Source organism: Spirosoma oryzicola, from assembly GCF_021233055.1.
Taxonomy (GTDB): Bacteria; Bacteroidota; Bacteroidia; order Cytophagales; family Spirosomataceae; genus Spirosoma; species Spirosoma oryzicola.
This window is the reverse complement of record NZ_CP089539.1, coordinates 284,222-296,738: the sequence shown is the minus strand read 5'-3', so window position 1 is coordinate 296,738 and position 12,517 is coordinate 284,222. Positions and strand designations below refer to the sequence as shown.

Annotated in this window: 8 protein-coding genes; 1 reads left to right on the top strand and 7 read right to left on the bottom strand. The window is 50.0% G+C overall.

Features of this window, described 5'->3' with window-relative positions:
* Positions 1–16: 16 nt before the first annotated feature.
* On the top strand, positions 17–985 hold the full coding sequence (locus LQ777_RS25280) for an aldo/keto reductase (RefSeq protein WP_232563007.1): 969 nt from the start codon (positions 17–19) through the stop codon (positions 983–985).
* A gap of 440 nt (positions 986–1,425) precedes the next feature.
* Here the strand turns inward: LQ777_RS25280 and LQ777_RS25275 are convergent, their stop codons facing one another.
* The 7 genes from LQ777_RS25275 to LQ777_RS25245 form a co-directional block, all read right to left on the bottom strand.
* Positions 1,426–4,776 (bottom strand): M43 family zinc metalloprotease, encoded by a 3,351-nt coding sequence (locus tag LQ777_RS25275; RefSeq protein ID WP_232563006.1) that lies wholly within the window; start codon positions 4,774–4,776, stop codon positions 1,426–1,428.
* 650 nt (positions 4,777–5,426) lie between these two features.
* Positions 5,427–5,849, bottom strand: a complete 423-nt coding sequence (locus tag LQ777_RS25270; protein WP_232563005.1) for a GNAT family N-acetyltransferase — start codon at positions 5,847–5,849, stop codon at positions 5,427–5,429.
* A 371-nt stretch (positions 5,850–6,220) separates the two neighbouring features.
* On the bottom strand, positions 6,221–6,817 hold the full coding sequence (locus LQ777_RS25265; RefSeq protein WP_232563004.1) for a carboxymuconolactone decarboxylase family protein: 597 nt from the start codon (positions 6,815–6,817) through the stop codon (positions 6,221–6,223).
* A gap of 15 nt (positions 6,818–6,832) precedes the next feature.
* Positions 6,833–7,387: a carboxymuconolactone decarboxylase family protein gene (locus LQ777_RS25260; RefSeq protein WP_232563003.1), complete on the bottom strand. Its 555-nt coding sequence runs from the start codon at positions 7,385–7,387 to the stop codon at positions 6,833–6,835.
* Between the two features lie 146 nt (positions 7,388–7,533).
* Complete coding sequence (locus tag LQ777_RS25255) at positions 7,534–8,805, bottom strand: MFS transporter (RefSeq protein ID WP_232563002.1); 1,272 nt, start codon at positions 8,803–8,805, stop codon at positions 7,534–7,536.
* A gap of 5 nt (positions 8,806–8,810) precedes the next feature.
* A complete protein-coding gene (locus tag LQ777_RS25250) occupies positions 8,811–11,603 on the bottom strand; it encodes a TonB-dependent receptor (protein WP_232563001.1) in 2,793 nt (930 codons plus the stop codon).
* Between the two features lie 96 nt (positions 11,604–11,699).
* A complete protein-coding gene (locus LQ777_RS25245; protein ID WP_232563000.1) occupies positions 11,700–12,275 on the bottom strand; it encodes a carboxymuconolactone decarboxylase family protein in 576 nt (191 codons plus the stop codon).
* Positions 12,276–12,517 lie beyond the last annotated feature (242 nt).

Below are 12,517 nucleotides of genomic sequence, written 5' to 3'. Positions count from 1 at the left end.
GGCAGTCTTTTGTAGAATGAATTACAAACTATTTGGAACCCAAACTGGATTGCCGGCGAGTGAGCTGATTCTGGGTGGCTCGCAGTTAGGTGACCGCCGTGGCTATGGCACGCCAGCTCAGGAAGCTCTTCAGATCCTGTCGGCTTATGCCGATAAGGGAGGTAACTTTATCGATGTCTCCGATCAATATCAATTCGGCCAAGCGGAAGAAACAGTTGGCCGCTTTACCGAACACAACCGACACGATTTTATCATTTGTACGAAGTATACCCGAAGCAATCAGGCGGAACCCTCGTTGGCTAATGCGGGTAATCACCGAAAAGCGATGCGTCAAGCCGTAGAAGGCAGCTTAAGACGACTGAAAACGGACTATATCGACCTATACATGCCCCATTTTGATGATGGGGTAACCCCATTAGAGGAAACGATTCGAGGTCTGGACGATCTGGTGCGGACGGGTAAAGTGTTGTACGTGGGTTTGGCCAACTTTCCGGCCTGGAAAGCAGCGATCATTGCTGCTTCTATACCGCTGACCGCTGTGCAATATGAATATAACTTGTTGCAACGGACGCCGGAACGTGAACTGATGCCAATGGCGGAGCACTTTGGTTTAGGTAAAATGGGCTATTCTTCCTTAGCTGGAGGCTTATTGACGGGGAAATACCGGCAAGGGGCATCTGGGCGGTTAACGCTGTCTTCTGCGGGCACTTACCAAGAGGATGAGCAAGCAAAGGCGATCCTGGATCAACTGGAGCGGATGGCCCAAGAGCTTGACGCTACGGCGGGGCAGCTCGCGCTGGCCTGGGTTTTGAGCAAAGGCGTCTTTGCGATCATTGGAGCGCGCACCCTGGCCCAGTTGGAAAGCAGTTTGAGGGCAGCCGCTCTTGGTTTATCAGCAGACCAGTTACAGCTTTTGGATGAGTTGAGTGCCATCAAACTGGGCTATCCTCACGACCTGCTAGCTAGTGTGCAAAAGCACTATTAAGATATTACCTGCTGAAGTTGTTTACTCTCCTAAAATACTACCAAATGAAATGAACGCCGATCTGTAAAATATAATAGCTGACAACCTACTCCGAAAATATACTGTGCTAAATCAGCGCTCCTGTAAAGATTCAACATTTTGGCCGGATCAATCCTTCCATCGTTCGGTGCCAGCCCTACAAACAAATCAAGCTGATCCTAAGTAAGCAACCGCTCAATAAATACACTGATTTAGTAGGTGATGTAAAAGTGTAATTGGTTAGTTAATTGATTTTTTAGGCCTATAATAAAGTTTCTGTCTCAATTAGATAGCTAGACTCTTATGTGAAAACTATACCAAGCAGATAGTAATGGTATTGGCTAATTTATTCTTGGATGATTTTGGCTAAAGTCGTAATGAATAGGTGGTGGATATAGTCATTACGGCTTTAGCTCAAAACTTTACTGAGTCAATACTAAACGAGCCCCGCTCGACCAGGTGACAGGAACTGCAACGTCAAAAACCAAACTACGAGCCGTAGCCTGATAGCTTGGGGGGATAACTACTGCATGCTTTAAATGTACAGTATCTGTGGCAACTGGTACTCGACCGCAGGACCATACACTCGCATCATTCCAGTTGCCACCTTTTAGTGTATACATCTGATCGCAGGGCGCTTTGGTTTGGAATACTGTTGAACTTGAAAAAGCAGAACTTTCCGTTGGTGTGCAAAGTATCCGCACTTGCCATTCGTACTGGGTTGAGCTAGTCAGGTCCGTTAAGCTGTAGGTATTAAAACCGTTCGAATTAAGGCTTAGATTACTAATCGTTGTCCAGTTGTTAGATCCTACGGCCCGCCAGCGGATTTCGGCCCGTGTGCCACTGTCAAAACTGGAGTAATACCAGCTGAGTATTGCCGACTTCTCTGTGATATCGTACGAAGTGATGGAATAAGGAACAGAACATTGCTGCGTCGTGAAAGTAGCCATCACCGAATAGTCCGAGTATTGTCCATCTGGGCAACGGGTCCGAAGTTGCCACTCGTAAGGTGTGTTCCCTGATAGACCAGTAAGCTCAATAGTAGTCGATGATAGATTGTCTTTCACGATCCAGTCAGCCGTACCTACACGCCGATATCTCAGATCGTATGTAACGCCAACCCCCATCATAAGCCAACTCAGCGAAGCCTTTGAAACACCAGTTGACGAATTCCAGAGATTTGTGGGCGTTCGGCATTGAGTTGTGAAATTTGATCCTCTTGTGAACGCGGAACTAACCGAAGCTGAGCAGGTCGTCCTGATTTGCCATTCAAAGGTGGTATTATTGGGTAAATCAACGACATTGAAATTACCGCTTGACGTGGTGGCAGTCAGATTGCTAATAGTCGTTGTCCACTCGGAAGAGCCTAATGGACGGTATTGGATTTCATAGGTTGTTCCCGCTTCGTTTTCAACATACCAGAAGAACTGAGCTGATATGGAGGTGACATAAGAGACATATGCATTACCAGCTGTAACGGGATTACACCGAGTGGTAAAGCTAGCGGTTGCGGAATATTCCGACTGAGCGCTCACAGAACACGCTTGACGCACTCGCCATTCGTAAGTCACATTGGTAGGAAGGCCCGTCAGACTATAGTTGTAGCTGCTTATGTTCCTGATGGTACTCCATTCTCCATTGCCTACTGCCCGATACTGTAATTCGAAGCTACCTCCCTTCTCTGTTTCCCCATTGAGATACCAGGATAAGCGAGCACTCGTAGCCGTTGAGCTGCTACGAAGACCTTGCGGTATGGCGCATACAGTGGTAAAATAACTCGACGCCGAAAAGTCGGATTGCTGATCACCCGGGCATATATTTCTCACTTGCCATTCATATTGGGCATTGTTGGCCAAACCAGTTAACGAATAAGCTGTCGCAGTTAAGCTGCTAACCACCGTCCAATCCGCACTGCCCACCGCTCGATACCTAAGCTCGCTAGTACGCCCTTCTTCATAATAATTATTTGACCAGTAGAGATAAGCTGATGAGGATAAGATACTGGTTGTATTCAAAGAGGAAGGAGGCTGACAAGAAAAAGTTGTAAAGGACTGTAAGGGGGTAAAATCAGAACTTACTGTTGGTAAACAGACACCTTGTACCTGCCATTCATAGGCGGTCGACGGTTGTAAGCCTGTCAGTGAATAGTATCCCGTGCTCGCACTCAGATTATTTACAACGGTCCAGTTCGGATCATTCTTTGCCCGCCAGCGCAGGCTATACGATTGGCCGGGAACTGCCGTGCTCCAGGTAAGCGAGGCTGATATACGGGCCGGATAAGTATACGGGTAGGTAGGTGCCTGACAGGGAATGGTAAAATTGACGGGTCCCTCATACTGGTTGCTACCTGTCGTTTTGACCTGCCACTCATAAGTTGTGTTAGCAGGTAGTCCAGATAGGCCTAATCTGTTTTCTGTCAGATTTGACACGGTATTCCAGGTGGGGGTGTTGACTGCCCTCCACTGTAGTTCATAAGTAATGCCTGCTCCCGCGAATGGCCAGCTGAGCAAGGCATAATTTCCATTAACGGTAGTTGTTAACGTTGAAATCGAAATGTCAATGGTTGAGCTGATACTTCCTGTCGTGGTATTGGAGGGACGAATGCGGTAATAGTAGTGATTGGGTACAGTTGTTTTACTATCAACAAAGACGGTAGTGTTGGGGCCTACCCCTCCAATGGGAACAAAACCAGTAGTGGCCGAGGTAGACCGTTCGATGAAATAGCCCATTTCATTGGTCGCATTATCCTGCCAGGTCAGCGTTACCACAGATCCGTTGAGGCTAACACGTAAGTTACTGGGTGCGGGAGCATCGGTGGGTGGGGCATCAAGTGAGTAAGCGGTATGAGTCTGGCGCAGGGCTAAAGCTTCCTGCATGCGGTCATACTGGCCGGGTGTAAAATCGTGCGTACAGGGAAAGTAGTACGACATAATATTGGTAATGGAGGGCGAATAAGCCTGCCCGTTGGCATCGCGAGCGGTACTGCTCGGGTCATATTGGGGACAACCGTTTACGTAAATTGTCGATGCTCCTGCCTTGTTGTAGGGATCAGCGGGGGTATCACAGATAAAGTCCCCATCGATCGCACAGTTAGCTCCGGCTCCCCGCGTAACCAACTCTGTTGTCACACCACTCCCTAGTGTTCCGTTTCCAAAATTCTGACCGAAGGTATGAACAAGATTAAAGTTATGACCTAGTTCGTGAGGAATCAGTCGATTACCTAGATCTTCCAGTGAACTATAGTTTCCAGCTAGGATAAATGAACGGGTGGAATAAATTCCATTAGCGGGATAGTAAGCGAATCCTCCCAAGCCTGAGCTTGTAAATCGGCTGACGTAGTATTGGTTCAACGCATTTGTTGCATCCCGACCATCCACCGATTGATTATCGTAGCCAGCGTACATCTCATCATTATCAATGTAATCGGGCGTTGATCCTGCGAAATAGAACTGAATGCCGTAACCGTTTGAGAGATAATAACTATTCGTAATGGCTATTACCTGATTCAAACTGGCTAGAGAAAAGCCCCCCGATCCGTTACTTTGTCGAATGATATGAGGCCGAATAGGCACATAGGTAATGGCGGTGAAAGCTGCTCCCGAAGCCCGTTTGCGTTCTAGCGCCATATTACCCTGTTGGATCAGTTGCCGTATCTGTTGCGGGGTTAGGTCTTCCGTGCCGCATTGGGGAAGTGGAGGTGCTTGAGCAAGCAGCTGGGTATTAAAAATAAATAAGAGTAGCCAACTGATGATACCGGTAAAGATTCTATTCATGAAATGGAAAGAAAGTAGAGTATTTTACTTAGTGGAAGGAGGTATTTTAATCGGTAAGATTCCAGAAAGGTAGCATACGGTTGATGCTTTATAAATACCGTTTATGAAATAAAAGCGTATAGTACAGTTGCTTAACAGGAACGCCCTATTTATACTCATTGCACTCTGTTAACTTACTCAGCCCTTTTAGTGTCATAACTCAAATAGTTGAAATTAACTCCAGGATGTAGGCAACGAATCGAATCAGATGGGCATACCAGATTATTGGCACCTAAAGGGTACTTTACTAATAAATTGCTGTGTTGTTTTTACTGAAAGGTTACAAGGCACATACCCGAAATAGTGATTAATCGCGTATCGAAGGAGCCGAAGCATTACGTCCTTCGGCTATTTTGCTGGTTAGTGGAATTGCCAAACTGGAATGCTACTTGCCGCATGATTTGTGAGCAGGCATGGCGCCAACATGTGGTCGTGATTGCCGTAACGGGTTATGGCTAAGAAGATCGACAGCGAACCAGATAAGCGGGTTTTGATGGTCATCTGGTGAAACCGGCAGTTCTAGATGCAATGACATAAAAGCCTTACAATATAAGGTGAAGCCTCGGTTGTCAAATTGAGGCCTACACAGTCCTCCGTTTACCAGCCGAGGCTTACAAGCTTTTTCTAAAGCCCACGCGGCTATGACCAGTTGGGTAGAAGTTCTCCTGCTCACAAAAAATTTCGTAGCCTTGCTTCAGATAAAACGGTGGTGCTTCGTAACCCGCTGTCCAGGTATAAACGTATTGGATGCCTAGCTGCCGAAGCTTGTGCTCAAGCAGGTTCATTAGCGTCCCTCCAGTGCCTCGGCCTCGATAGGGTTTTTCCAGCCACAAATCAGTGATGTAAAACCAGGTGTCGCTGTTGGTCAGGCCACTGATGCAGCCTACGAAGCGTTCCTCATCAACGAGCGCATAGCCGTATCGCGTTTGGGTAAAGGGCTCGACGCCATGCTCAAGCCCGTGCTCGATGAAGCCGGCATTCATGCGTTCGAGTTCTCGGGGGGTGATGTCGCGTTCGACGATCTGAAGAGGCATAGGGCCAGCGTTTATGGTTTATTAGTTAGCGGGTTTATCTGTAACAGGTTCGTCAAGGCCGGTACGCTGGAGCGAACCCACAAGCGGTATACTAAGCGGAGGACCAGAATACCGACTCGGCTGAACTTCGATGGGTGTCCGGTATGTATACTCAATTTGCGATAATAGTTTGAGGTAAAGCTAGATACATTAATGTTTAGGGCAAGTTTAGGGGATAAAGCAACGCGCAACTTTTATCCTAATGGGCAGTTCGCTTACCTAAGAAAGAATTAGGTCAATAAGATCAACGCGTTTCGTTGATGTAATCACTTAAATAATGGGAAACAATTGACTCTTGATGAGGTACCAACTGTTTCCCATTGACTAAAGAACTACTGAACAAGTGTTTGCCAATCAGGAGGGGGTATGTAGTGGTCTTCGTGCGTGTATCCGTATTCGGCTACCTTCTGCGCCCGGTAGCGATATAAGTCTGGGTTATCGGGTGCCCACGTATTCAACCCATCGACATAGCGATTGAACATACAGAACGCTGCGGCAATTAACACTGTATCATGGATGTCGCGATCCGTGGCTCCACAGGCGCGGGCGTTTTCAATCTGTTCGGCAGTTACGTGTTTACCGCCCTGCTGGACACTACCAGCGATAACCAATAAGGCTTTCAGTTTATCAGATAAAGCAGCTTGGGTAAAGTCCTGTTTCACCGATTTTACCAGCGACCAATCGTCATCGCCCAGGTGATGACTGGCGACGGCTCCGTGAATGGTCTGACAGAAGAAACAATCGTTTTGGGACGACACATACGTACCGATCAGTTCTCGTTCGCCCTCACTGAGCGTCGAGTCGGGGTGGCTTGCGTTGGTGCGAAGTAATACATTGACGAGATCGTTGAGGGGGCGGGCCGTTTCGGGGCTAAACGCCATTGGCCCGCGAATACCCGGCAGACCGGGTTCGAAATTGATGTGAGGCATTGTGTCTGTTATGGTTTAGTTCGATTTGGGTAAAGCATAACCCAGCGTACCCATGCGTTCGCCCATCGCGGTGTAGGCCGCCGGGTCTTCGGGGGTAAGTGTGGCCAGTCCGTCAACGTAGCGGTTGTACATCGAAAACGAAGCCGCAATCAGCACCGTATCGTGAATGTCACCGTCGGTGGCGCCTTCCGCCCGGGCTGCCGCTACCACCTCATCCGACACGGTTCGGGCGTCGGCGGTTACGCGCTCGGCGATAGTCAGCAGAGCGCGTAACTTGGCGGAAATAGGGGCCGTTTCCGGATTTTGCAGCGTTTGATCGACAACAGTCGCCTGCTCGCCGAAGAGGTAGCGTGAAGCGGCTGCGTGGCTGTTCATGCAAAAATCGGTACGATTCAGGTTCGACACATAAGCGGCAATTAGTTCGCGTTCGGCGTCGGAAAGCGTGCTGTCCGGCGAACCGGCACGAAGCAGCGCCTGGGCCAGTTCGTAGAGCGGCTTACCCGTGTCGGGACGGAACAAAACCAAGCTTCGAATACCCGGCGCATCGTTGTTGAGTTGAATATGAGGCATTGGTGAGTTATCGTTTATAATGAAAAAGGGTTGAGTTATTTTTCTTTGACAGGATTCACAGGATTGACATGATTTATGTCGAAGCTTTTTAAACCTTTTAAAACCTAGTGCGAATCGAGATGACAAAATCCTAGAAAAACAAAAGGTTAAACAGGTTCATTGTCAATATTCTGCTCAGAAAATCTTGTCAATCCTGTCAAACTAAACAACGGGTTATACCGAAAGAATACAGCGATCCCAGCAAATAGAAAAGCGATTGAGAAAATAACCAGTGCATTACCGAAGCCGCCTAATGCCGCTACCATTGTTCCGACAAAAAACACCGCCGTTGCCGTGAAAAAACGACCGATGTTGAAACTGATTCCTGCCGCCGTCGCCCGAATTCGTACAGGGAACAAGGCTGGAATAATGCTCGACAAAGCGCCCTGACTAATGCCAAAAAATAAGGCCAAAAAGGCTGTTTCGGCATAAATGATGGGGGAAAACTGACGGTTGGTTAAAAACAACAGTGCACAGCCGCCCGCACAGCCGGCGAAAGTGAGCAAGAGCGTCGTTCGTGAACCAAGCCGACCAATCAGCACACCGGATAGCATACCCCCGACGATACCACCCATACCCAGCAACATCATGGTCAGACCCCGCTCACGGGCACCAGTCTGACCGGCTGGCAATAGCGATTGAACCCAGGTCGGTATCCAGGAAAACGTGCCCCAAAGCCCAATCAATACTGTGCCAAAAATCAGTACGCCCGTCAGTAGATTGGTTCGGTCAGTCGGTGTCCAGCCTTTTTCCGTCTGCGATTGCAGGCGTAGTTGCGCCCAGTTATCGGATTCGGGCAAGCGGACAAGCATCAGAAGAGAAACCAGTACGGGAATCAATCCCAGCCAGAAAGCCTGTCGCCACGGTACCAGACCCGCGTTGAGGCCACCCGTAGCCACAATACCTACTGGAAACATAACCGCTAGAATGCCAAGCGCCACGGGCCGACTTTTTTCGGGCCAGATTTCCGACAAATAAACGGTAGTGAGTAGTAAGACCCCACCGACGCCCGCTCCCGTCAGAAATCGGCAGAGCAACAGCAGGGGCCAGTTCGGGGCAAAAACCGTGAACAGCATGGCTGCACCGTAAAGAAACGTAACAAGCGCAACTGCCCGAGTCCGCCCTATCCGGTCGCCGACGAATCCGAACAGTAGTCCTCCGGCCATCCAGCCGTACAAAAAAGCCGCGCTGATATACGCCCCAATGTCGCCCAGCTGCGCTTCTGAAACTGACTGACCTAATAATTCGGGTATGGCAATGGGCAGAAAAGTTGCCATCAGCGTAGAGGCTGTTCCGCCCAACAAATACGATAGGGCGCATAAGCCAAAGGCGAGCCAGTTCGCTTGGGTTGTTTCGGGTTTTGTAATGATTGCTTCCATATTTTTTAGCGTAACCCCTGATCAAAAACGAGTGATATGTAATAAAGTCCACCGACTGCTGGAGAGCCATACGCTTGCACCACGTATTGATTTGTCAAGTTGGTAGCGCCGAGCTTCACGACGGTTTTCAGCGTTGGCATTCGGTAATTTACCTGCGCGTCAAGCAAGTGGTAAGCTGGAACGGTGCCGGGAATAAGTGCGTTGAACGAACTCACCCATTCGAAGCTTTCCTGCCAGTGCCATGCGACGTTGAAACCCAGATTCGGCGCAATGTTGCGGTGGCCGAGTGTTACGTTGGTTTTGAAGCGGGGTGTGTTGAAAGCCGCCACGTTGTTGGGGTCTGCATTCCGAATATTAAACGCCGACCATGTACCATTGGCACCGATCTGGTAGCCACCCGGTGTTCGATACGTCAAACCAAGCGTTGCACCCTGGGACGATACTTTGTCTGGCGCATTGGTGTAAAGCTGGAACGCCTGAACGTTGCCGTTCAGAATATTCTGCGCGGCTGCAGCATTGGGCTTGCCATCCTGGCCGAGTACCGGACTATCGGGACGCAGTACGACTGTGTTGAGAATGAAATTGGTGTAAATGCCGTAGTAATAGTTGGCGTCGACCGACAGGTTGTTGCTGAGCAGAGCGCGATACCCAACTTCGAAACTGTTGACACGTTCGGGGGCAATGTACGGTACGTTCGCCTTCTGCAACTTGTCTTTGTTGTTTAGCAACGCCTGTTGCGGTCCTACCCGGCCCACATCGGCTCCGAAGCCCGCCCCAAACTGATTGACGCTGGCCGCTGTATACGAATTTTCGTACACGTTCATACCCGCGCTGTTGCTGGGCGCACCGCCCAAAATCGTGATCGGTCCCACATTGAGTTTGATGAATTGATCGGAAGGGGTGGGGTTGCGGAAGCCCGTCTGGTAACTCGCCCGGAAGTGGTGCCGGTCGGTGGCCGAAAATACCGCCGAAGCACGGGGCGTAAAATAACCAGCGAAGTTCTGATTCTTATCATACCGGCCCGATACCGTCAGTTTTAGTTTGTCGGCCAGGAAGGCTTTACTGACCTGCGCAAACGCGCCGTATTCGTGGTACAGAATCCGCCCGCCTTTATCATCGAAAAGGGTACCGTTGGTGAATAAGCTATACTGCCGAAAATTACCGCCAACCAAAACCTCCGCTGCGTTCTTGAAGGCCGACGTCAGATTGTATTGTCCCTCGGCGTGCCACATGCTGGTCTGACTTAAGATCCCCGCACCAGCTAACCCCTGAATTGCTGTCAGGCGCTCTTTCTGCGCATCAAACTCGGACGTACCCGGCAGTAGTCTACCCTGATCGGCGAAGCTCCGGGCGGCTGTCTGGTCATTTCCACTTACGTTAGGAACGGTGCCACCGTAGGCTGCGGCATACCGGCTGAACCACGTATCATCGGCTTTATCGGGTGTTACAACGTTGCCGTTCAGGTCGCGTACCCACGTCCGGTTAATCTGTTGCCCCAGCGACCGCGTATTGTACGAGTCATGCGAGTCCTCGGCATTGGTGTACCAACGTACGAAAAACTGTTTTCCACGTAGTTCCAGCCGGTGCTGGGTGAGCGAGAAGCCGTTGACCGAGAAGCGGTTAGAGCCCGTATAATTGGCGGTTCCTTTGGCGAAATTGAACGCGTAGATGGCTTCCAGTTTCGGTGTGATTCGGTAATGGAGCGCTCCGTTCAGTTTCAGACTATACACATTATAATCGGTCAGGTCTTTTTCCAGATACCCCGTTCGTGACACTTGCCCCGCGCCCGGCAGCGTCCGAACCACTTCATCGCCGTAAATATTGAGCGCGTTCCGGGCTGGATTTTGAGACCCCCGTAGCTCGGAGGGTGTCGATTGGTTTACATCTGTATAATCGGTAGCAAACCAGTCAAGGCCCCACATGTAGGACGCATTTAGTTTGAAAGCCAGTTTGTTATTGAACGCTTTGGCGTACCGAATGGCGTGGTCGTTGTAAACGGCGGGGAATGTCGGTCCGGCGTTCCGGTTAGGGTCATTTAAATGATTGACACCGACTTTGGCCTGAACACTAAGACCCTGATGAATAAACGGATCTTTGCTCGTCATTAGCAACGCGCCGTTGAACGCTGCGGGACCATAGAGGGCCGAAGCCGCACCGGGGACAAGCTCCACGCTTTCGGCATCTAAGTCGCTCAGCCCAAACATGTTGCCCACCGAAAACCCAAACCCGGCGGGCTGGTTGTCTACGCCATCGATGAGTTGCAGAAAACGACTGTTCCCTGTGCTGGCAAAACCCCTCGTGTTAATTTGTCGATAGGTCAGACCGCTCGTCACCATTTCGACGCCTTTGAGGTTATTGATTCCTTCGTAGAACGTAGCGGATGGTGTTTCGCGAATGCTGCGGGCATCCATTTTCTCAATCGTCACGGGAGCCCTGACTAGGCGTTCTTCCACGCGGGACGCACCGACCACCACTTCGTTTAGTTGACTCGTGGCCGGATTTAGCAGAACCGTCAACGGTTGGGCGTTGTCCGTGATTGAAACCGTTTGGGAGTCATAACCCACCATCGAGACGCGTAGTGTAAGCGGCCCCTTCCGATTTACCGAAATGCTGAATTTACCCTGATTGTCCGTAACCGTCCCGGTTGCTTGCCCTTTGGCGATGATGGTTGCCCCAACCAGTGGTTCGCGTGTCGTAGGATCTATGACCGAGCCTGTTACGTTTACCGATTGAGCGAGTGTTACGGCACTAACGAGCCAGAACCAAGCGAAAAGCAAGGCGTGCTTCTTGTTATTCATGAGTTAAAATACCTTGTAAGATTAACGCAACTCGCTAGCCTCCAGACACGCTGTGTATGCCGGATAGGACAAGTAAGTTGAGCTGTGATGGGTGGATTAGGAGTTGTTATGATTACGTTGAGGAGCTGGATGACCTCCCGGTGGACGGTTGTAGCCCCGATGTACAATGCGGTCGCCTAGCGTGTCATAATAAGCTGGGTCAGTGGGCGCTATGGTTGCCATACCATCGACGTATTTGTTGTAAAGACAAAACAGAGCGGCAATCAGTACCGTATCGTGAATTTCGCGGTCGGTGGCACCCGAAGCGTGGGCACGGGCAATGGCTTCCGGCGTAACGGCCCGGCCAGATTGTTGCGTCAGGGCGGCAATCTGTAACAGTGCTTTCATCTTTTCACTTACAGGCGCAGTTTCGATATCTGCTTTCACCGCAGCCGCAATCGTATTATCACCCAGCAGGATGTCGGCGGCTTTTGTATGAGCTGCGTTGCAAAAGTTTGTACAGTTACGGGCGGATACCACTGTGGCAATCAATTCGCGTTCGCCCTGCGTCAAGGTCGATTCGCCCCGCAAAAGAAGTTGGGTTAGTTCCCGAATCGGCATGGCCGTATCGAGCCGGTATTCGAGCAAGCCCGTAATACCCGGCAAATGTTCCGGTAAAGGAATATGAGGCATACTAAGGAAGTATGGGAATGTCGGTGCAGCCTGCTACGTCTAGTAACGGGTCTGGTCAACGTGTCGTCGTTAGTTAATGGAATTACACACCGCTTCTACACGCTACTTTAGCGCATAGAAACAAGTCAGAACGATCCACGAATCGCTCTGCTCGAACGTACGTTTTAGGGGTTTACAGGAATGTTAGAACCGGTTCAAAGCAACCGTGGGTCACGAGTTGGTTATGCAGGTACGCTCAGAAG

Bases quoted from the DNA above. Each gene is read 5' to 3' on its own strand.
- LQ777_RS25265 (WP_232563004.1), bottom strand. From the start codon at position 6,817: ATGCCTCACATCAATTTCGAACCCGGTCTGCCGGGTATTCGCGGGCCA.
- LQ777_RS25245 (WP_232563000.1), bottom strand. From the start codon at position 12,275: ATGCCTCATATTCCTTTACCGGAACATTTGCCGGGTATTACGGGCTTG.
- LQ777_RS25280 (WP_232563007.1), top strand. From the start codon at position 17: ATGAATTACAAACTATTTGGAACCCAAACTGGATTGCCGGCGAGTGAG.
- LQ777_RS25275 (WP_232563006.1), bottom strand. From the start codon at position 4,776: ATGAATAGAATCTTTACCGGTATCATCAGTTGGCTACTCTTATTTATT.
- LQ777_RS25270 (WP_232563005.1), bottom strand. From the start codon at position 5,849: ATGCCTCTTCAGATCGTCGAACGCGACATCACCCCCCGAGAACTCGAA.
- LQ777_RS25260 (WP_232563003.1), bottom strand. From the start codon at position 7,387: ATGCCTCATATTCAACTCAACAACGATGCGCCGGGTATTCGAAGCTTG.
- LQ777_RS25255 (WP_232563002.1), bottom strand. From the start codon at position 8,805: ATGGAAGCAATCATTACAAAACCCGAAACAACCCAAGCGAACTGGCTC.
- LQ777_RS25250 (WP_232563001.1), bottom strand. From the start codon at position 11,603: ATGAATAACAAGAAGCACGCCTTGCTTTTCGCTTGGTTCTGGCTCGTT.